This window comes from Halomonas meridiana (assembly GCF_009846525.1).
In the GTDB taxonomy this organism is placed as follows: domain Bacteria; phylum Pseudomonadota; class Gammaproteobacteria; order Pseudomonadales; family Halomonadaceae; genus Vreelandella.
Genome location: NZ_CP024621.1, coordinates 1,320,822 through 1,339,969 on the forward strand (window position 1 = coordinate 1,320,822; position 19,148 = coordinate 1,339,969).

Annotated in this window: 18 protein-coding genes and 3 tRNA genes; 9 read left to right on the top strand and 12 right to left on the bottom strand. The window is 57.0% G+C overall.

The annotated features are described in order from the left end of the window. Positions 1–200 precede the first annotated feature (200 nt). Positions 201–1,175: an HTH-type transcriptional regulator CysB gene (cysB, locus tag CTT34_RS06470; RefSeq protein ID WP_159341701.1), complete on the top strand. Its 975-nt coding sequence runs from the start codon at positions 201–203 to the stop codon at positions 1,173–1,175. 59 nt (positions 1,176–1,234) lie between these two features. Here cysB and CTT34_RS06475 read toward each other — a convergent pair whose 3' ends face one another. Together CTT34_RS06475 and pabB are read right to left on the bottom strand one after the other, a co-directional pair. Then, on the bottom strand, positions 1,235–1,855 hold the full coding sequence (locus CTT34_RS06475) for a phosphoadenosine phosphosulfate reductase domain-containing protein (RefSeq protein ID WP_044628120.1): 621 nt from the start codon (positions 1,853–1,855) through the stop codon (positions 1,235–1,237). A 118-nt stretch (positions 1,856–1,973) separates the two neighbouring features. Further along, a complete protein-coding gene (gene pabB, locus CTT34_RS06480) occupies positions 1,974–3,332 on the bottom strand; it encodes an aminodeoxychorismate synthase component I (protein ID WP_044628119.1) in 1,359 nt (452 codons plus the stop codon). 250 nt (positions 3,333–3,582) lie between these two features. Here pabB and CTT34_RS06485 point away from each other — a divergent pair, with 250 nt between their 5' ends. From CTT34_RS06485 to prpF, 5 genes are all read left to right on the top strand, one after another. Next, positions 3,583–4,326, top strand: a complete 744-nt coding sequence (locus CTT34_RS06485; RefSeq protein ID WP_159341702.1) for a GntR family transcriptional regulator — start codon at positions 3,583–3,585, stop codon at positions 4,324–4,326. A 14-nt stretch (positions 4,327–4,340) separates the two neighbouring features. Further along, positions 4,341–5,243 carry a methylisocitrate lyase gene (gene prpB, locus CTT34_RS06490; protein ID WP_159341703.1) on the top strand — a complete coding sequence of 301 codons (903 nt, stop codon included), beginning with the start codon at positions 4,341–4,343 and terminating at the stop codon, positions 5,241–5,243. Between the two features lie 79 nt (positions 5,244–5,322). After that, the gene (gene prpC, locus CTT34_RS06495) at positions 5,323–6,450 is read left to right on the top strand and encodes a bifunctional 2-methylcitrate synthase/citrate synthase (RefSeq protein ID WP_159341704.1); all 1,128 of its coding nucleotides are present in this window, start codon (positions 5,323–5,325) and stop codon (positions 6,448–6,450) included. A gap of 31 nt (positions 6,451–6,481) precedes the next feature. Beyond that, positions 6,482–9,121: a Fe/S-dependent 2-methylisocitrate dehydratase AcnD gene (gene acnD / locus CTT34_RS06500; protein ID WP_159341705.1), complete on the top strand. Its 2,640-nt coding sequence runs from the start codon at positions 6,482–6,484 to the stop codon at positions 9,119–9,121. 79 nt (positions 9,122–9,200) lie between these two features. Then, a complete protein-coding gene (gene prpF / locus CTT34_RS06505) occupies positions 9,201–10,379 on the top strand; it encodes a 2-methylaconitate cis-trans isomerase PrpF (protein WP_159341706.1) in 1,179 nt (392 codons plus the stop codon). Positions 10,380–10,445: 66 nt separating this feature from the next. Here prpF and CTT34_RS06510 read toward each other — a convergent pair whose 3' ends face one another. After that, complete coding sequence (locus tag CTT34_RS06510) at positions 10,446–10,730, bottom strand: ComEA family DNA-binding protein (protein WP_159341707.1); 285 nt, start codon at positions 10,728–10,730, stop codon at positions 10,446–10,448. 273 nt (positions 10,731–11,003) lie between these two features. Between CTT34_RS06510 and pyrF the strand changes: the two genes are divergently transcribed. Then, entirely contained in the window at positions 11,004–11,705 is a 702-nt protein-coding gene (gene pyrF / locus CTT34_RS06515; RefSeq protein WP_159341708.1) for an orotidine-5'-phosphate decarboxylase, read from the top strand. On the opposite strand, the gene lapB is transcribed toward pyrF, so the two are convergent. The 3 genes from lapB to CTT34_RS06530 form a co-directional block, all read right to left on the bottom strand. Beyond that, positions 11,706–12,899: a lipopolysaccharide assembly protein LapB gene (lapB, locus tag CTT34_RS06520; protein ID WP_159341709.1), complete on the bottom strand. Its 1,194-nt coding sequence runs from the start codon at positions 12,897–12,899 to the stop codon at positions 11,706–11,708. It abuts the gene before it with no gap. Continuing rightward, positions 12,900–13,205: a lipopolysaccharide assembly protein LapA domain-containing protein gene (locus CTT34_RS06525; RefSeq protein WP_159341710.1), complete on the bottom strand. Its 306-nt coding sequence runs from the start codon at positions 13,203–13,205 to the stop codon at positions 12,900–12,902. It abuts the gene before it with no gap. Positions 13,206–13,303: 98 nt separating this feature from the next. Further along, positions 13,304–13,600 (bottom strand): integration host factor subunit beta, encoded by a 297-nt coding sequence (locus CTT34_RS06530; RefSeq protein ID WP_139525607.1) that lies wholly within the window; start codon positions 13,598–13,600, stop codon positions 13,304–13,306. A 222-nt stretch (positions 13,601–13,822) separates the two neighbouring features. Between CTT34_RS06530 and CTT34_RS06535 the strand changes: the two genes are divergently transcribed. Continuing rightward, positions 13,823–14,116, top strand: coding sequence for an FAD assembly factor SdhE (locus CTT34_RS06535; RefSeq protein ID WP_159341711.1), 294 nt, complete (start codon positions 13,823–13,825; stop codon positions 14,114–14,116). After that, the gene (locus CTT34_RS06540) at positions 14,076–14,474 is read left to right on the top strand and encodes a hypothetical protein (RefSeq protein ID WP_253017306.1); all 399 of its coding nucleotides are present in this window, start codon (positions 14,076–14,078) and stop codon (positions 14,472–14,474) included. Before CTT34_RS06535 ends, CTT34_RS06540 begins: the two co-directional genes overlap by 41 nt. Positions 14,475–14,478: 4 nt before the next feature. On the opposite strand, the gene nadB is transcribed toward CTT34_RS06540, so the two are convergent. From nadB to uvrC, 6 genes are all read right to left on the bottom strand, one after another. Continuing rightward, positions 14,479–16,065: an L-aspartate oxidase gene (gene nadB, locus CTT34_RS06545; protein ID WP_159341712.1), complete on the bottom strand. Its 1,587-nt coding sequence runs from the start codon at positions 16,063–16,065 to the stop codon at positions 14,479–14,481. 192 nt (positions 16,066–16,257) lie between these two features. Further along, positions 16,258–16,344 (bottom strand) — tRNA-Leu (locus CTT34_RS06550). A 39-nt stretch (positions 16,345–16,383) separates the two neighbouring features. Beyond that, positions 16,384–16,457: transfer RNA gene (locus CTT34_RS06555), tRNA-Cys, on the bottom strand. Positions 16,458–16,483: 26 nt separating this feature from the next. Then, positions 16,484–16,558: transfer RNA gene (locus CTT34_RS06560), tRNA-Gly, on the bottom strand. A 99-nt stretch (positions 16,559–16,657) separates the two neighbouring features. Beyond that, the gene (gene pgsA, locus CTT34_RS06565) at positions 16,658–17,206 is read right to left on the bottom strand and encodes a CDP-diacylglycerol--glycerol-3-phosphate 3-phosphatidyltransferase (protein WP_159341713.1); all 549 of its coding nucleotides are present in this window, start codon (positions 17,204–17,206) and stop codon (positions 16,658–16,660) included. Between the two features lie 99 nt (positions 17,207–17,305). Beyond that, on the bottom strand, positions 17,306–19,120 hold the full coding sequence (uvrC, locus tag CTT34_RS06570) for an excinuclease ABC subunit UvrC (RefSeq protein WP_159341714.1): 1,815 nt from the start codon (positions 19,118–19,120) through the stop codon (positions 17,306–17,308). Positions 19,121–19,148 lie beyond the last annotated feature (28 nt).

Genomic DNA, 19,148 nt, shown 5'->3' on the forward strand with positions numbered 1-19,148 from the left:
TGATGCGATTTGTCCTTAAATAGAAAAAATTAATAGATGTCCATAGTCTCTATTTTTTATACTATAAGGGAATTATAAGCCGGTTTTTTATTCAAAAATGTGCTCATTGAGCCATGGTAACCGGGCGCTTGGCCAAGCACAGAGTTGCAGCGCGAGGATGCGCTTTTACGTGCTTCCTGCATAGATAATAAGGTGAGGATATGAAGCTACAGCAACTTCGCTATATCTGGGAAGTCAATCGACACAACCTGAACGTCTCGGCAACGGCGCAGAGTTTGTTTACCTCTCAACCGGGTATCTCAAAGCAGATTCGTTTGCTGGAGGATGAGCTAGGCGTTGAAATCTTTGCTCGCAGTGGCAAACATTTAACCCGCGTCACCCCTGCTGGGCAGTCGATTATCGAGCTAGCAGGCCAGGTACTTAAGCTGACCGAAAATATCAAGCAGGTGGCGCAAGAGCATAGCGACGAGCGCCGCGGGAGCCTGGCGATTGCCACGACCCATACTCAAGCTCGCTATGCGCTGCCGCCGATTATCAGTGAATTTACTCTGAAATATCCCGAAGTGGCGCTGCATATGCAGCAAGGCACGCCTAAGCAGATTGCCCAGATGGTGAGCGAAGGGCTGGCAGATTTTGCTATTGCGACGGAGTCATTAGAGCTATTTACCGATTTAGTGCTGCTGCCGTGCTACCGCTGGAACCGTTGCGCACTGGTGCCCAAAGAGCACCCACTGGCAGCGCTGGATGGCCCGCTAACGCTTGAGGCCCTGGCCGAGCATCCACTGGTGACTTACGTGTTCGGGTTTACCGGGCGTTCACAGTTAGACGATGCATTCAAAGAGAAGGGCTTAACACCCAATGTGGTACTAACCGCTGCCGATGCCGATGTGATCAAGACTTACGTTCGCCTAGGTATGGGCGTTGGCATTGTCGCTCACATGGCCGTAGATCCGGTGCTAGATAGTGACCTAGTGGCTCTGGATGCCAGCCATTTATTTGCCAGCTCCACCACTAAAATCGGCATTCGGCGTGGCACCTTTATGCGCGGCTATATGTACGACTTCTTGGCTCGCTTTGCGCCTCACTTAACCCGTGACCGGGTGGACGAAGCACTCATGGCCGGGCCGCGCTTTGAACAAGCGCTGTTTGAGGGTGTAGAACTGCCTGAGTATTAACTACTATTTCATTTTAAGCCCAGGCGGTGAGCCTGGGTTTCGTGCTGGGTATTGGTAGCTTAGTGCTGAAGGTGTAGCCCGCATTCGCGTTTCTCTTCTACCTTGGTGGGGTCAAAGTAGTCGAAGTTGTTGGGTAGGTCGTGGGCCTCTAAGTAGTAGTACATATCTTTAGCGGTCCACTGCAGCAGTGGGGCGACTTTTAGTAAGCCGTCGCTATTGCGGCTAACCACCTGCATTTTAGCCCGTTCGGGCGTGTCTTCGGCACGTAGTGCGGTAAACCACACATCGGGTTGCATCTCGCGTAGTGCGCGCTCAAATGGTTCAAGCTTCACTTCTTGAGTAAAGGCATCATGGCGCGGGTCATCAATGCCGGGCATGGGACCTTCCAGCGCTTCGCGGTGGGCGCGAGTGCGCTTTGGTAAAAAGCTGACAATGTTTAAGTTGAGGCGCTGGATCAGCGCATCGGCGAACTGGTAAGTCGCCTCGGTGTTGTAACCGCTATCCATCCAGACAATGGGGATATCAGGGCGTACTTGCGTCACCATATGCAGAATGACCGCTTCGAAGGGGCGGAAGTTGGTGGTGCAGATAGGGCGTTCGCCCTGGCTGAACGCCCACTCAATCAGTTCTTGAGGGTTGTTGGCAAAGTCGCGATTAATCTGTTCAAGCGTTGAGGACATGCGGCCTCCTAAGTGAAAAAGTGTGCAATGCCCCTAGGCTACCAAAGGCGGGGGGCTTCTCCCCAATACCGTTTGGTTAGGCTTTTATATTTCTTTTTGATGTAAGAACGTTGATCGCTTATTCCAAAGCGTCTATTAAGTGGCGGATCTTATCCAGCGTTTCGGTGTACTCTTCATCTGCTTTTGAATCCGCCACCAGCCCGCCGCCACCCCACACGTGGAGAGCGCCATCGTCAGCCACCATTGTGCGTATGGCAATGGAGGTGTCCATGCTGCCGCGAACATCGATATAACCTAGGCTGCCACAGTAAACGCTGCGCTGGCAGGGTTCCAGCTCATCAATAATCTGCATCGCCCGTATTTTTGGCGCGCCGGTAATCGAGCCGCCAGGAAACGCGGCGGTGAGCAGCGAAAGCGGTGAGTGCTGGGCAGCAAGTTGGCCCTGTACCACGCTGACTAAGTGGTGCACGTTGGGATAGCTCTCAAGCTGGCACAGCTGCGGCACGCGAATAGAGCCAGGTGTGCATACGCGCCCTAGGTCATTACGCAGCAAGTCCACAATCATCACGTTCTCCGCGCGATCTTTAGTACTGCTGAGCAGCTCGTCCGACAGGGCACGATCCTCTTCTGGGGTTCTTCCTCGTGGGCGGGTGCCTTTTATCGGGCGGGTTTCCACCAAGCCGTCACGGCACTGGATAAAGCGCTCAGGGGAGAGTGATAAAACAGCTTGGCTACCCCATGCCATAAAGCCTGAAAAGGGCGTAGGCGTCGCTTCACGCAGTTTAAGGTATGCCTGCCACTCGTCTCCTTGATAGCGGGCCGAAAAGCGCTGGGCCAAATTGATTTGGTAGCAGTCCCCCGCAAGGATATAGCGCTGTACCGCCGCAAAACGCTCGGTATATTCTGCCTGGCTAAGTTCGGCTATAAACGGCTGTGTGAGCCGAAAGGCGTGGCTAGGTGTTGCTGGTTCGTTTAACCACTCCATTACCTGCTTGCGCCGCTGTTCGCTGCCTACCAGCCACGCTTGTTCGGTGACGTGGTCAAATGTGATACACCAATCAAACAGCCCTAAACGCGCTAAAGGTAACTGGGTGACGGGCGGGTGCTGGCTGGGTATGTCTGCATGGTTGCGGCCAAGGTCATAGCTCCAGTAACCCATCAGGCCACCTAAAAAGGGGAGCTCGCTCTTGAGGTTGGCTGTGGGTAGCTGCTCTAAAAGCCACTGCTGCTGTGCATGGCTGTTGCCCATCAACGATGGGGGGAGTGTCAGCGTGTCAGACTCAAACGCTGTGTGGCCATCTGGCGATATTTTTAGCGTAGCGAGGGGGTCACTGCTAAGGATGTCGTAACGCCCGGTTGTGGCCTTCGGACGGCCGCTATCGAGCAACACCGCACCGGGGCGTTGCCTGAGTTTGGCAAACAGTGCCAAAGGGTCGGAAGAGTAGGGCAGGGCTGTAATCGTCAACGCCGTTGTCATGAAGCAAACGCCAGGCCAGTGAGGGCGCCATATTTTATAGGTCGTACCACCATCGCACCAGCAGAAGCCATCGACGACTTTCTCACGCTTGAGGTGCGAGCTATTCTAATTTATTTGATTGTTGACAGTTGCTTCCCGGGTCCATACCCGCTTGCAACGAAAGACGTATAAAAACGCCTATTTTGCATGGTTGACGAGGGAAATAGAGAGGGATAAAGTTCCTCTATTCCTTGATTGTCGACAATAAGCCATGACGTTACTTGCTACAACCTCCTCGCCTTCCGATGAAGCCACGTCCGAGCCGGTCTCACCTGAGGTGCGTACGCTCGCAGAGCGCGTGTTTCATCAGCTGCAAAGCGCCATTGTGCGCGGCGAGCTAGCGCCAGGCAGTAAAATTACCGAGCCAGGGCTATCCAAAACCTACGGTATCTCCCGTGGGCCGCTGCGTGAAGCCATGCGACGCCTGGAAGCTCACCGCTTGATTGAACGCGTGCCCCACGTAGGCGCGCGGGTGGTCAAACTCTCCATGAAAGAGCTGCTGGAGCTCTTCGACGTACGCGAAGCCTTAGAGAGCATGGCTGCCCGCTTGGCCGCCGAGCATATGTCACCTGAGGAGATTCAGGGCTTACGCGATGTACTGGCGGTGCATGAAAGCCAGGGCGACTTAAAGCGCGGTGAAGCCTATTACCAGCGTGAAGGCGACCTGGATTTCCATTATTGCATTGTTCAAGGCAGCCACAACAAGATGCTGATGAACCTGCTTTGCGATGACCTTTACTACCTAGTGCGCCTCTATCGTACCCAGTTTAGCGCCAGCGGTACGCGCCCCCAGCGGGCATTTGTAGAGCACCACCGTATTGTGGACGCTATTGAAGCCGGTGACGCTGAGCTTGCCGAGCTATTGATGCGCCGCCATGTCAGCGCTTCTCGTGCCAATGTCGCTGACCGCTATGCCGCCATTCTCGAACAACAATCAACAACATCTGCCGACTAAAGGAGCTAACGCCCATGTCTACGACACCATCATCCAAGCTTACCCCTGGGGCACGGTTTCGTGCCGCGCTTGAAGCCAATCGCCCGCTGCCGATTTTAGGCACCATCAACGCCTATACGGCCATGATGGCTGAGCGTGTAGGTCATCAAGCCATTTATCTTTCGGGTGGTGGTGTGGCGAATGCATCGTTTGGCCTGCCGGATCTAGGTATGACCACCATGAACGACGTAGTGGAAGATGCACACCGCATCTGTGGCGCCACTGAGTTGCCGCTGCTGGTGGATATCGATACAGGGTGGGGCGGTGCGTTTAATATTGCCCGCACTGTGAAAGAGATGCAGCGGGCAGGCGTGGCGGCTGTTCACTTGGAAGACCAAGTAGCGCAAAAGCGCTGCGGCCACCGGCCGAACAAAGCCATTGTCTCGCAGCAGGAAATGGTAGACCGCATCAAAGCCGCCGCCGATGCCAAGCTAGACCCAGATTTTTACCTGATTGCCCGCACCGATGCGTTCCAAAAAGAGGGGCTGGATGCGGCCATCGAGCGGGCGAACGCCTGCGTGGAAGCAGGTGCCGACGCTATCTTTGCCGAAGCGGTACATACGCTGGATGACTATAATGCGTTCTGCCAGCGAGTAAATGCTCCCATTTTGGCCAACATTACCGAGTTCGGCGCGACGCCGTTGTTTAGTCAGCAGGAGCTGGGCGAGGTTGGCTGTCGTATGGTGCTCTACCCGCTCTCGGCGTTCCGGGCCATGAATGCCGCCGCGTTGAAGGTTTACCAAAGCATCCTAGATAACGGTCATCAACGTGAGGTGGTTGACACCATGCAGACCCGCGATGAACTGTACGACTTTTTGAATTACCACGACTTTGAGCAAAAGCTTGACGCGCTGTTTGCCGAGCAAAAAGACGCTTAACGAAAGCGAGCTCTTTAGCTAACAGCGCTAATTTACTAACAACACTTATAAAATTAATAAGTACGTCAGGAGAGATAACATGGCTGATAAACCGCTAGCAGGCGCAGGACTTCGGGGGCAGAGCGCAGGCGTGACAGCTCTATGTACCGTGGGTAAAACCGGTTCCGGTCTGACCTATCGTGGTTTCGATATCAAAGAGCTGGCCGAAAAAGCCAAATTTGAAGAAGTTGCTTACCTGCTGTTGAAAGGCAAGCTGCCCAACCAAGCGGAGCTTGACCACTACATTACTAAGTTAAAAGGCCTGCGTGGCCTGCCTGATGCGCTGAAAACCGTGCTGGAGCAGATTCCCAAAGACGCTCACCCGATGGACGTGATGCGTACGGGGGCCTCCATGCTGGGTAACCTGGAAACTGAAGAGAGCTTTGACGAGCAGCAGGACGTGGCGGATCGCCTGCTAGCGGTGCTGCCCTCTATTATTTGCTACTGGTATCGCTTCAGCCATGACGGCGTGCGTATTGATACCGAAACCGATGATGCCTCGGTAGGTGGCCACTTCCTACATATGCTACGCGGCGAGCCCGCCTCCGAACTGCATGCCCGGGTGATGAACGTCTCGCTGATTCTGTATGCCGAGCACGAGTTCAACGCCTCTACCTTCACTGCCAGAGTGTGCGCGTCGACGCTGTCCGACATGCACTCCTGCGTGACCGGTGCGATTGGCTCACTGCGCGGCCCGCTGCACGGTGGCGCCAACGAAGCGGCCATGGCGATGATCGAGAACTGGGCATCGCCAGAGGAAGCAGAGCGGGAAATGCTCGGTATGCTGGAGCGTAAAGAGAAAATCATGGGCTTTGGCCATGCGATCTATCGGGAGTCGGATCCGCGTAATGCCATTATCAAAGAGTGGTCGAAGAAGCTGGCGGATGATGTTGGCGACACCGTGCTCTATCCGGTGTCCGTTCGCTGTGAGGAGGTGATGTGGCGTGAGAAGAAACTGTTCTGCAACGCCGATTTCTTCCATGCCAGCGCCTACCACTTCATGGATATTCCTACCAAGCTGTTCACGCCGATTTTCGTCATGTCACGGGTGACCGGCTGGGCTGCGCACGTGTTCGAGCAGCGCGCCAATAATCGAATTATTCGCCCCAGTGCTGATTACATCGGCCCTGAGAAGAACGAATGGGTACCCATCGAAGCGCGCGACTGATCGGTTGCGAGGTGACTAAGTGAGAGGCGTTATGAACACGAATTATCGCAAGCCGCTACCGGGCGTTCTGGTAGAGGGCGAGCCGGTAGAGTTCTTCGATGCACGCCAAGCGGTCGAGGATATCCAGCACGGCGCCTATGCCAAACTGCCCTACACTTCGCGTGTATTGGCCGAACAGCTGGTACGTCGCTGTGACCCTGAGCTGCTCACCGATGCTCTAAAACAGCTCATTGAGCGCAAGCAGGATTTAGATTTTCCCTGGTACCCGGCACGGGTGGTATGTCACGACATTCTTGGCCAAACCGCGCTGGTAGATTTAGCTGGTCTGCGTGATGCCATTGCCGACAAAGGCGGTGATCCGGCCAAGGTCAACCCGGTTGTGCCCACTCAGCTTATCGTCGACCACTCGCTGGCCGTCGAACATGCGGGCTTTGAGAAGGATGCCTTCGAGAAAAACCGCCAAGTAGAGGATCGTCGTAACGACGACCGCTTCCACTTTATTAACTGGACCAAGCTGGCATTTGAAAACGTCGATGTGATTCCCCCCGGCAACGGCATCATGCACCAGATCAACCTGGAGAAGATGTCCCCAGTGGTGCAGTGCCGCCCCGATGAGCAGGGTATGCGTATCGCCTACCCGGATACCTGCGTGGGCACCGATAGCCATACGCCGATGGTGGATGCATTAGGGGTAATCTCCGTGGGGGTCGGCGGCTTGGAAGCGGAAAGCGTCATGCTTGGCCGCGCCTCCATGATGCGCCTGCCGGATATTGTCGGGGTCGAGCTTACCGGCAAACTGCAGCCGGGGATTACCGGCACGGATATGGTGCTGGCGATTACTGAGTTTCTGCGTAAAGAGCGGGTCGTGGGCGCTTACTTGGAGTTTTTCGGGGAAGGGGCCGATGCCTTGACCGTGGGCGACCGCGCCACGATTTCCAATATGACGCCGGAGTATGGTGCCACGGCGGCGATGTTCTACATCGATAACCAAACCATTGAGTATCTCAAGCTTACTGGTCGTGAAGATGAACAAGTCGCGCTGGTGGAAGCCTACGCTAAGCATACTGGGCTGTGGGCAGATGATCTCAAGAGTGCCTACTATGAGCGAGTGCTAACGTTTGATCTCTCAAGCGTGGCGCGCACGTTGGCTGGCCCCTCTAATCCCCATGCCCACCTGCCTACGTCCGAGCTGGCAAAGCGGGGTATCGCCATCGACTTGAATAAAGCCCGGGCCGATGAGCAGGCAGGCAAAATGCCGGATGGCGCGGTGATTATTGCCGCCATCACCAGCTGCACCAATACGTCTAACCCGCGCAATATGGTGGCGGCGGGGTTGATTGCTCGCAACGCCAACCGGTTAGGGCTGACCCGCAAACCGTGGGTGAAGTCGTCGCTGGCCCCTGGCTCGAAAACCGTCAAGATGTATTTAGAAGAAGCGCACTTGATGGACGAGTTAGAGAATCTTGGCTTTGGGGTGGTGGCCTACGCCTGTACCACCTGTAACGGGATGTCTGGTGCGCTGGAGCCGCACATTCAGCAAGAAATCATTGACCGCGACCTGTACGCCACGGCGGTGCTTTCCGGTAACCGTAACTTCGATGGGCGTATTCACCCCTACGCCAAGCAGGCGTTTTTGGCCTCACCGCCGCTGGTCGTGGCGTATGCCATTGCGGGTACCATCCGCTTTGATATCGAAAAAGACGTGCTGGGGTATGACACGCAGGGCAATCCGGTCACGCTTAAGGACATCTGGCCCGACGATAGTGAAATCGATGCTATCGTGAAGTCGGCGGTGAAGCCCGAGCAGTTCCGCCAAACCTACATCCCGATGTTCGATCTGGATAAAAGTGCGCGTACGCAGGTAAGCCCGCTGTATGAATGGCGACCCCAGAGTACCTACATTCGCCGCCCGCCCTACTGGGAAGGCAACATGGCGAAAGAGCGTGGGCTGAAGGGCATGCGCCCGCTGGCGATTCTGCCGGACAACATCACCACCGACCACCTCTCGCCTTCCAATGCCATCATGCTCGATAGCGCGGCGGGGGAGTACCTGCACAAAATGGGCCTGCCGGAGGAGGACTTTAACTCCTACGCCACCCACCGCGGGGATCACCTGACCGCTCAGCGGGCCACCCTGGCGAATCCGAAACTGTTCAACGAAATGGTCCACGACGAGCAGGGCAAGGTGCTGCAGGGGTCGCTGGCGCGGATCGAGCCGGAGGGCAAGGTGACCCGCATGTGGGAAGCCATCGAGACCTACATGGCCCGCAAGCAGCCGCTGATCATTATCGCCGGTGCGGATTATGGCCAAGGCTCGTCTCGTGACTGGGCCGCCAAAGGCGTCGCGCTCGCAGGGGTGGAAGCCATTGTCGCCGAAGGCTTCGAGCGCATCCACCGCACGAACTTGATTGGTATGGGCGTCATGCCCTTGCAGTTCGAGGAGGGCACCACGCGGAAAACCCTTGAGCTGGACGGCACGGAGGTCTTCGATGTGGAAGGCACGCCCGATCCGCGCGCCATGCTCACGCTGGTTATCCACCGCACCAGTGGCAGCACCGAGCGCGTGCCGGTGGTTTGCCGATTGGATACGGCTGAAGAAGTGACCATCTATTCAGCCGGTGGCGTACTGCAGCGGTTTGCTCAGGACTTTTTGGAATCCTCCGTTGCCTAGTGGCTACCGCGCGATGGTAAGGGTGTGATGGATAACGAATAGCCTGGCAGTTGCCAGGCTATTGTTTAAGAGGTGCGTCATGGCTCATAAAGCACAAATCCGTATTCCCGCCACCTATATGCGGGGCGGTACTAGTAAGGGCGTTTTTTTTACCCTGAGCGACCTACCCTCCGCCGCTCAGGTGCCGGGTGAGGCGCGGGATAAGCTGCTGCTGCGGGTAATAGGCAGCCCCGACCCTTATGAAAAACAAATTGATGGCATGGGGGGCGCCACGTCCAGCACCAGCAAAACGGTGATTCTCTCGAAGAGTGAATTGCCCGATCACGATGTGGATTACCTATTCGGCCAAGTCTCCATCGATAAGCCCTTCGTGGACTGGAGCGGTAACTGCGGCAATCTATCCGCAGCGGTAGGGCCTTACGCTATCGCCAACGGCTTAGTGGACCCTGCCAAGGTGCCGCAAAACGGCATCGCAGAAGTGCGTATTTGGCAGGTCAATATTCAGAAAACCATTGTTGCCCAAGTGCCTATGACCGATGGTGAGGTACAAGAGACCGGCGATTTTGAGTTGGATGGCGTCACCTTTCCGGCGGCAGAAATCCCCGTCGCGTTTATGGACCCTGCCGACGGCGAGGGCGCGATTTTCCCCACTGGCAACGTGGTCGATGACCTAGAGGTGCCGGGCGTTGGTGTCCTGAAAGCAACGTTGATTAACGCCGGAATCCCAACGGTGTTCGTCAATGCCGAGGCGTTGGGTTATACCGGATGTGAGCTTCAAGAAGCGATCAATGGAGATGCCAAGGCGCTGGCAATGTTTGAGACGATTCGCGCCCATGGGGCCGTCCGCATGGGGCTGATTAACCATGTGGAAGAGGCCGCCAGCCGTCAGCACACCCCTAAAGTGGCGTTTGTAGGCCCCCCGGCCAGTTATACGGCGTCGAGTGGTAAAGCCGTCCATGCGGACGATATTGACCTTGTAGTGCGGGCGCTCTCCATGGGCAAGCTACACCATGCCATGATGGGCACGGCGGCAGTGGCGATTGGCGCAGCAGCGGCGATTCAAGGCACGTTGGTGAATATGGCCGCAGGAAGCGTCGAGCGTGACGCGGTGACGTTTGGGCATCCGTCTGGATCACTGCGGGTTGGGGCGAAAGCCAGTTTGGTCGATGGGCGTTGGCAGATCGATCAGGCGCTGATGAGCCGCAGTGCACGGGTATTGATGGAGGGTGAGGTCCGTATCCCCAGCGATACCATCTGATCGGTGGAGGCATTCTGCCGCCGCTGGCTAGTGCCAAGCGGCGGCAGAGCACGGCGATGGCTCACGTTACTCGTCGAACGTGACCTGATCGCGCATGCGGTCCACCGTGGCAGGCCCAATGCCATTGACGCGAGTCAGATCATCGGCGTCGGTGAAAGCACCGTTGGTTTCGCGCTCTTCAATGATGGCGGCGGCGCGGCTGGGGCCGATACCCGGTAGTTCGGTCAACAGCTCTTCATCGGCGCTATTGACGTTAATGGGGGCAACGGTTTGCGCTAACGTGGCACTGGACAAGCCCAGGCTTAGGCTGATGAGCAGTGCGATAACAAAGCGTTTGACGGTTGTTGGCATGATTCATGTCCCTTTTTTGGTGCTTCGGAGCCAGCCACGTGCTCAACGTGATGGCGAGTAAACGCGGTCACCTTCATGGTCGCCGCCTTAATGAACTTAATCTTTTCAAAACGTAAGCGCTGTAAGCGATCAACGATAGCATTTGTAAGTCTTTTGCTACGGGAAGATGGCGAATCGCTTACACAGCTCCCTTAGTGAGACTGGTACACTTAGCGCGTATCACCCGTCAAAGACGTCGTTGTCCACCAGCGTTCACGAACACGGAGTAAGCGCGTGCCCACCGATTCCCCCCTGATTATTGCCTTGGATTACCCTTCACTCGATGCGGCGCTCTGCATGGCCGACCAGCTCGACCCGGCCCGTTGCCGCGTCAAAGTCGGTAAAGAGCTATTTACCCGGAGTGGCCCAGCCGTGCTGGAAGCGCTTCATGGTCGCGGCTTTGAGGTGTTTCTGGACCTGAAATTTCATGACATTCCAAACACGGTAGCCAGTGCCGTACAAGCGGCGGCGGAGCAGGGCGTGTGGATGGTGAACGTACACGCTTCGGGTGGGCGCAAAATGATGGAAGCGGCCGCCAAGCGGCTTGCCGACCATCGGCTCACCACGCATCTGATTGCGGTCACGGTGTTGACCAGTATGCAGTCGGAGGACTTGGCAGAGGCCGGCGTTACGGCAAGCCTCGCCGAGCAGGTCATGCGACTGGCCACCCTGACGCAGCAGAGTGGCTTGGATGGAGTGGTCTGTTCGGCACAAGAGGCGGCGCACATTCAGGCGCAGTGTGGCAACGCTTTTTTGAAAGTCACCCCTGGCATTCGGCCACGCTTTGCCGCGGCGAACGACCAGCAGCGCATCATGACACCCGCTGACGCGATGCAGGCGGGCAGCACTCACTTGGTAGTAGGGCGTCCGGTGACGCAGGCCGAAGACCCCATGGCCGCGCTGGCAGCCATCGAGTCAGAGCTTGCCGGCGTGTGATTATTCGCCCTCGACGCCAGTGATCGGTTTGATCGTTCCCCAGCGGCGACAGCTCGGGCATTGCCATGCCAGGCTGTCGCTGCTGAAACCGCAGCGTCGGCATCGGTGGCGAGGCCTGCCGGTCAGCAGGGCGTGAGTGTGGTGCTTCAGTAGCAACAGTCGCGTATCCGGTGTGTCTTTACCTGCGAGTCGTTCACTCTCGAGGTAAAGGTCCACTAGGTAATCTAGCCCGCCCAAACTCGGTGCCTCGCCCAGCCATTCACCGGTGCGTTCGATGGCACTGTCCACTCCTTCTCGTTGATGCACTAGGGCTCCCAACGCCACGATGACGCTGGTATAGGGGGCTTCCCCTAGCAGTTTGTACAGATGGGTTTCCAGGCCGGGCAGGTCATCGTTGCGAGTGTAAGCACGCTGCAGCGCGGGCAGCATGGTCGGAATGTGGGCAATGTCCTGCTGTGGAATGTGGTCGAGCCGCTCGATGGCTTTGGCGTAGTGGCCATTATCCATCTCCAGCTCGGCCAGCATCAGGGTGGCACGCACACAGCGTTCATCCAACTGTAGTGCTTTCTTGAGGTGTTTACGCGCAAGTGCGCGGCTGGACTGGTCGATCTCTTGCTGCGCAAGTTCGCACAGCCAGTGAGAAGCGGGGCGACGCATGGCCGGTTGCTGTTTCATCAGTGGCTGGACGACCTCTAACGCGTCCTGCCACTCTTTTTCCCGTTCGAGGAGGTCGATCAACAGCCGTTTGGCCTCTAGGCGCAGCCCTTCATGATGGGTGTGTTCCAGCAGAGTGCGCAGTAATCGTTGCGCTCTGTCATGCACGCCTAGGGCGATAAAATCACGTGCGAGTTCGAGCTGAATGGTTTCGTTGGTCGTAGTCGAGAGGGCGGGGCGGGCGAGCAGGTTCTGATGGATGCTCACGGCTTTGTCCGCTTCACCCCGTGAACGAAACAGTTTACCCAAAGCAATGTGGGTGTCGACGGTATCGCTGTTGACATCCAATGCATGGATGAAGGTCTTGATGGCTTCGTCGGGCTGCTCGTTCAATAAGTAGTTGAGCCCGACGAAATACTCCCGAGAGAGGCCTGGAGGGCGAGCGGGGCGCTGAGGGCGGCGGTGGGCGTAGCGTATCCCCAGGCCAAAGCCGATGGCTATGGCTGCCAAGAGAACGCCTAGCAGCACCGCATCCTGCATTTACGCCAGTTCCTTAAACCCCTGGGTACGTAAACGATCGAGCTCTTTACGCTGCTGTTTGTTGTGACGCTCGCTGCGAGCGAGCTGCGCCTTCAGGCGCACGTAAACGCCCAGCATGGCCAACATGCCCACGATGACGCCGACCGCTAACGTGGCCAGCAACCACACGGACAGCGATACGGCGGGCAGCTCGGCCCAGATCAGGTTCAAGGGAATCGCCTGCTGGTTATTGACGGCAAACAGAATGCCGACCAGCAGCACTACCAATAAAATAACGGCCAGAATCAGCCCTTTGATCCAACGCATGAGAGTTTCCTAGTCAGTGACGTTCACGATGCTGCTATTGTGTCTGAGTCTGGGCGTGGCGTCATCCCGCAGAAGGTCGGATAGCGCTATTCGGACGCTTAATAGCCTAGCGCACGGCTGGCATCGACTTGCTCACGCAGCTCCTTACCCGGTTTGAAGTGCGGCACGTACTTGCCGTCCAGGTCGACCGGATCACCGGTTTTGGGGTTACGCCCCGTGCGTGGCTCGCGATAGTGGAGTGAGAAACTACCAAAACCACGGATCTCCACTCGCCCTCCGTTGGCGAGCGCATCGGTCATATCATCTAAAATAATACGCACCGCCGTTTCGACTTCTTTGGCGGATAGCTCCGGTTGACGCATCGCAATTTGTTCGATTAGTTCAGATTTGGTCATCGGTTGGCTCCCTGCGAACTTTAAAGGCCGTAACGCGCATGCGACCTCGATAACTTCGAAATCAGCATACTGCGCATAACCGCATAAAACAATTCAGATAAAACAAGGTACTAGGTAAGTAAGTACGAAGCTGAATAACAGCATAGGCGATGCTCGGCGCTGGCGCGACCCAACAGCTTCGGTATACTGGCTTTTCATTTCATTTACTCGGAGAGGCTAACGTTGAGTGACGATACTTCCCCTGCTGCCGTTCTGCGAAAGCGGCTTTATTGGCACTCCCGGCGCGGTATGTGGGAGCTGGATCTGCTGTTGATCCCTTTTTTGGAGCAACGCTTCGATACGCTGAGCGAGCAGGAGCAACAGACTTACCAGCGGTTGATCGACGAGGAGGATCAAGATTTGTTCGTGTGGTTGATGCACCGTGAGTGGCCTGAAGATCCGGCGCTGCGCCACCTCGTGCAGATGATCGTTGAACATGCTGAAACCACCGACAACGCTGCATATCGCACGCTCTAAAATGGCTATGGGCGTACAAAGCGCCCTGGTGTCGGGCTTGGTGTTACTCGCCGCGTGGACGTTAGGCGTTTGGCTAGGTGCAATGGTGCTCGCCGCCGGTGTCTGGCTGACCATCAAGGCGTATCGAGCTCAGCCGAGCGGTGAGCTTCGTTTGGTTCAGCGTGGCGGTCAGTGGGAAGGTAGTTGGCTGCAGAGCACAGGAGAGGCAGGGGTGGTGCTGGGTGTCAGCTGCGACTATTTAGGACCCTGGCTGGTGGGTCTGCGCATCGGTTCCCAGCGCCTGTGGGTGTGGCCCGACTCTTCGGCGACTGCCAATCAACGCGCGCTGCGCCGCTGTTTTCATCGGCCGGGTCGCTGAGGCGTCAGTCCAACTGATCCAGTGTTAATTGCGAGGGGCGTGTATCCACGGCACGGTTGGGCCAGTCGGTCGAGTAGTGCAATCCTCGCGATTCGTGGCGCTGTGCGGCAGCCATGACCGTCATTTTGGCCAGCGTCAGTGCCTGCTTGAAACGCACGCTCTCCGGGTGGTTCTTCGTTGAGTTGCTCGTTTCCCACTCCTTCGTTAGTGCGGCCAGTGCTTCATTGGCGGCCGCCAGCCCATGATCGCTTCTGACGATGGAGACGTAGTGGCTCATGATGCCACGCATCGCGCGCCGCCACTCCAGTAGTTGGTGAGTGTTCAGAGGAGCGTCAGGGCGTAGAAGAGTCGCCTTGACGACGTCAGTCGACAGTGTCTTGGGCGGGTGTGATAAAGAAGCGCATAAGTGCTGCGCACAGCTGCGTGCGTATACCAAGCATTCGAGTAGCGAATTGCTAGCCATTCGGTTGGCGCCATGTAAGCCGGTGTAGGCGGTTTCGCCAATCGCATAGAGATTGGCGACCTGCGTGGCCCCCACATGGTTCGTGGCAACGCCGCCGCAGCTATAGTGGGCGGCTGGCACGACGGGGATCGGTTGACGAATGATGTCGATCCCTCGAGTGGCGCAGTGGGCCAAAATCGTTGGGAAGTGATGGCGTATGGCGGCTTCACCCAAGTGGCGAATATCTAGCCAAACGTGCCCGAGTGTGCCCCGTTGAATTTGCGCATCGATGGCTCGGGCCACCACGTCTCTTGGTGCTAACTCGGCGCGGGCATCCAGGTCGGGCATGAAGCGGTGGCCTGCTTCATTGAGCAGGTGTCCCCCTTCGCCGCGCACGGCTTCGCTGATGAGAAAGGCGGGGCCATCGGGGTCGAAGAGGCAGGTTGGGTGGAACTGCTGGAACTCCAGATTGCAGAGCGTTGCACCAAGCTCTGCGGCCATCATCATTCCTTCGCCGCTACTGGGCGAGGGCGTTGTCGTATGACGATAGAGCCCGCTGGCTCCGCCGGTCGCTAGTATCGTCCGGTGGGCGAAAAGCCGTTGTACCCGTTGGGCGCTGTCCACGCCTTGGGCGCCAATGCAGCGGCCGTCAGCATCCTGAAGCAAGTTCACAATGGTGATGTCACTGCGCTGAGTGATGCGAGGGTGCGCCGCGACCTTGCTCACCAGGGTATTGACGACGGCGCGGCCCGTCGCATCGTCGGCGTGAATGATACGACGGGCATTGTGTCCGCCTTCACGGGTGAGGTGATAGGGATAGCGGGCATTCGGATCGGGGTCGGGAGTAAATGGCACGCCGTTGTCGATGAGCCACTGAATCGCATTCGGCCCGTGCGTCACGGTGAAGCGAACGGCGTCTTCGTCACACAGGCCGTCACCGGCAATCAACGTGTCCTTTATATGATCGTCCAAGCGGTCATCTGGTGATAGTACGGCAGCGATGCCCCCTTGTGCCCAGCGACTGGCGCCTTGGTCATCCTGGGCAGGGCGAACCAGGGTAACTGACAAATGATCAGCAACTTCTAACGCTAAGGTCAGTCCAGCGACGCCGCCACCAATAATCACGATGTCAGATGTTAGCGTGCTCATTCGGCCCGCTCCTTCCAATCACGAATAGAGTAAGAAGAGGCATCATAGCGTGACGACATAGCCCAAGCGATGCGTTTGCGCAAAAAAATCAGCGGGTTGGTAGGCAGTGAGGGGAGAATAGACACAAAAAAAGCCGCGTCGATGTAAACATCTCGCAGCGTCATCTATTCATTATTTCGAGTCAGTCATCAATGGTGCCCGGAGCCGGACTTGAACCGGCACGGAGTTACCTCCGAGAGATTTTAAGTCTCTTGCGTCTACCAATTTCGCCATCCGGGCAGTGTATCGGTGCCATGAGAGTCATCGCTACACTGAAAATGGAGGCTGGAGTCGGAATCGAACCGGCGTACACGGAGTTGCAGTCCGCTGCATAACCACTCTGCCATCCAGCCTAACAAGTCATTGGTATCAACCAAATTGGAGCGGGAAAAGAGATTCGAACTCTCGACCCTCGCCTTGGCAAGGCGATGCTCTACCACTGAGCTATTCCCGCTCGACTCGAGGGCGAATTATACGCATCGCCACGCGCTTGTCAAACAATCAATTTATCAATGGGTTCAAAGAGCTACTTTGCGACTCTGAATCAAGCCGCTCACATGGAGCGGCTCAGGTGTGGCCAAGCGGCCTTTAGGTACTGGGCCATGGACCACAGCGTCAGCGCGGCGGCGACGTACAGAACGACAACGCCTAAGAGGGCAACCTGGTGCCCCGGTGGGAAAGCCAAAAGCACCAAAATGGCGATCATCTGTAGCGTGGTTTTCAGTTTACCGATCCAGGAGACCGCAACCATGCCACGTTTGCCCATTTCGGCCATCCACTCGCGCAGCGCCGAAATGACGATTTCACGCCCGATGATGACCAGAGCGGGAAGCGTAAGGACTAGCGTATCGAAGCGCTCGATAAGCAGGGCAAGGGCCACGGCGACCATCAGTTTATCCGCCACGGGATCCAAGAAGGCGCCGAAGGGCGTAGATTGATTCCAGCGACGGGCGAGGTAGCCGTCCAGCCAGTCCGTCACGGAGGCAAGGGCAAACAAGCCCGCAGCCACTGGCATGCTCCAACTAAACGGTAGATAGAAAAGCACGACCAGTAGTGGAATAAAGACGATTCTTGCCAGTGTTAGTATGTTGGGTATATTCATCGCAGGGCGCGATCCTTGCCGGAGAATCATGAAAGTCGGAGTGTAATGTGCGGGTTATTCTATCCCCCTTAGCGCATTGCATCCATGTTAAGAACAAGTTTATCCGTTCAATGCCGTATAAATGGCTTCTGCGAGCGAGGCGTTGATGCCGGGTACCCTGGCCAGTTCATCGCGGCTCGCCTTTTGTACGCCCTGTAGGCCGCCGAAGAAGCGCAAAAGTTCACGCCGTCGTTTGGGGCCGATGCCTGGAATGTCTTGCAAGGTAGAGGTGCGTCTCGCTTTGTCTCGTGCGGCTCGGTGCCCTGCGATGGCAAAGCGATGCGACTCGTCGCGAATGTGCTGAATCAAATGCAGCGCTGGCGACGCTGGGTCCATTGGCAGTGGATTGTCGCTACTCTCGAGAAAAAGCGTTTCCAGCCCTGCTTTGCGGGTAGTGCCTTTGGCAACGCCCAGAAGCACGATATTGGTGACCGCCAAATCGTTCAGCACGCCGCGTGCCATGTTGAGCTGCCCTTTGCCGCCGTCCACGATGAGGATATCGGGCGCCACGGCTTCGCCACTTTTGACCCGTTTCAACCGCCGGGTGAGTGCTTGCTGCATGGCCGCGTAGTCATCACCGGCGGCAACGCCCTCGATGCGAAAATGGCGATAGTCGCTCTTGCGTGGGCCTTGATGGTCGAAGACGACGCACGAAGCCACCGTCGCCTCGCCTTGACTGTGGCTGATATCGAAGCACTCCAGGCGTTCTGGCACGTGTTCGAGGCCGAGGGCGTTTTGCAACGCTTCGAAGCGTTGCGTCAACTGAGTCTTGTTGGCTAACTGCGACGCGAGCTGCTGCTCGGCGTTGGTCATGGCCAAATGCTGCCACTGAGCGCGGTGCCCGCGGACTTGGCTGGCGACTCTGACTTTTTTGCCCGCCTGTTGAGATAGAGCCTCTGCAATCAGCGCGCTATCCTCCAGCGGATGGCTGGTAATGACTTCGCCAGGGACGTTATGGGGTTGCCCGAAATAGTACTGGCTGACCACTTCGGTCAGTAGCATGTCTGGCGGTAGGTCGAGATCGTTTTTCGGCGTATGGTGCCGGGCGCCTAGAAGGCGGCCATCGCGCACGCTCAGAATGGAGATGCCGAGCGCGCCAGGTCGCTGGGCCAAGGCAAACACATCGGCGTCGCCGCTTTCATTATCGACGAACTGGCGCTGCTGAAGCTGGCGCAACTGCTGGATTTGGTCGCGTAGGCGGGCGGCTTCTTCGAAGTCGAGCGCTTGGCTGGCGGTCTCCATCTCTTGGGTCAGTAACTGCGTAACGTGCTCGCTCTTACCCTCAAGGCACATCACGGCATGCTCTACATCCCGCCGGTACTCCTCCTCGGAGATATAGTCGACACAAGGAGCGCTGCAGCGCTGGATTTGGTACTGCAAACAGGGGCGAGAGCGGTGGGCGAAAACGCTGTCCTCGCAGTTACGGATGCGGAAGATTTTCTGCATCAGCGTGAGGCTCTCTTTGACCGCGCCGCTGCTTGGGTAGGGGCCTAGATAGCGGCCATCGTCACGCCGCTGACGTGCGCGCTTGTACTCAAGGGCAGGGTAGGGGTGGCGGTCAGTGACGAACACGAAGGGGTAGGACTTGTCGTCACGCAGCAGAATGTTGTACGGCGGACGAAGCTCTTTGATCAGCGTCTGTTCGAGCAATAGGGCTTCGGTTTCGCTGCGGGTAACGGTGATTTGGATGTCGGCAATACGCGCCACCATGGCCTGAGTTTTAGCGTTGAGCTGGCCACGGAAGTAGCTTGCCAGCCGTGCTTTCAGGCGCTTCGCCTTGCCCACGTAAAGCGTGTTTTGCTCCTCGTCCAGCATGCGATAAACGCCCGGCGAAGAGCTGACGGAGCTTAAAAACTGCTTGGCATCAAAAGTCATGGCTGGGCATCGGCGCTCTCAAACATCA

Excerpts from the sequence above, each read along its gene's own strand:
- prpF (WP_159341706.1), top strand. The coding sequence starts at position 9,201 with ATGGCTCATAAAGCACAAATCCGTATTCCCGCCACCTATATGCGGGGC.
- CTT34_RS06525 (WP_159341710.1), bottom strand. The coding sequence starts at position 13,205 with ATGCGTTGGATCAAAGGGCTGATTCTGGCCGTTATTTTATTGGTAGTG.
- nadB (WP_159341712.1), bottom strand. The coding sequence starts at position 16,065 with ATGAGCACGCTAACATCTGACATCGTGATTATTGGTGGCGGCGTCGCT.
- CTT34_RS06540 (WP_253017306.1), top strand. The coding sequence starts at position 14,076 with ATGCTGAAACCACCGACAACGCTGCATATCGCACGCTCTAAAATGGCT.
- prpC (WP_159341704.1), top strand. The coding sequence starts at position 5,323 with ATGGCTGATAAACCGCTAGCAGGCGCAGGACTTCGGGGGCAGAGCGCA.
- pgsA (WP_159341713.1), bottom strand. The coding sequence starts at position 17,206 with ATGAATATACCCAACATACTAACACTGGCAAGAATCGTCTTTATTCCA.
- uvrC (WP_159341714.1), bottom strand. The coding sequence starts at position 19,120 with ATGACTTTTGATGCCAAGCAGTTTTTAAGCTCCGTCAGCTCTTCGCCG.
- CTT34_RS06485 (WP_159341702.1), top strand. The coding sequence starts at position 3,583 with ATGACGTTACTTGCTACAACCTCCTCGCCTTCCGATGAAGCCACGTCC.
- prpB (WP_159341703.1), top strand. The coding sequence starts at position 4,341 with ATGTCTACGACACCATCATCCAAGCTTACCCCTGGGGCACGGTTTCGT.
- cysB (WP_159341701.1), top strand. The coding sequence starts at position 201 with ATGAAGCTACAGCAACTTCGCTATATCTGGGAAGTCAATCGACACAAC.
- CTT34_RS06475 (WP_044628120.1), bottom strand. The coding sequence starts at position 1,855 with ATGTCCTCAACGCTTGAACAGATTAATCGCGACTTTGCCAACAACCCT.
- lapB (WP_159341709.1), bottom strand. The coding sequence starts at position 12,899 with ATGCAGGATGCGGTGCTGCTAGGCGTTCTCTTGGCAGCCATAGCCATC.
- CTT34_RS06510 (WP_159341707.1), bottom strand. The coding sequence starts at position 10,730 with ATGCCAACAACCGTCAAACGCTTTGTTATCGCACTGCTCATCAGCCTA.
- acnD (WP_159341705.1), top strand. The coding sequence starts at position 6,482 with ATGAACACGAATTATCGCAAGCCGCTACCGGGCGTTCTGGTAGAGGGC.
- pabB (WP_044628119.1), bottom strand. The coding sequence starts at position 3,332 with ATGACAACGGCGTTGACGATTACAGCCCTGCCCTACTCTTCCGACCCT.
- CTT34_RS06530 (WP_139525607.1), bottom strand. The coding sequence starts at position 13,600 with ATGACCAAATCTGAACTAATCGAACAAATTGCGATGCGTCAACCGGAG.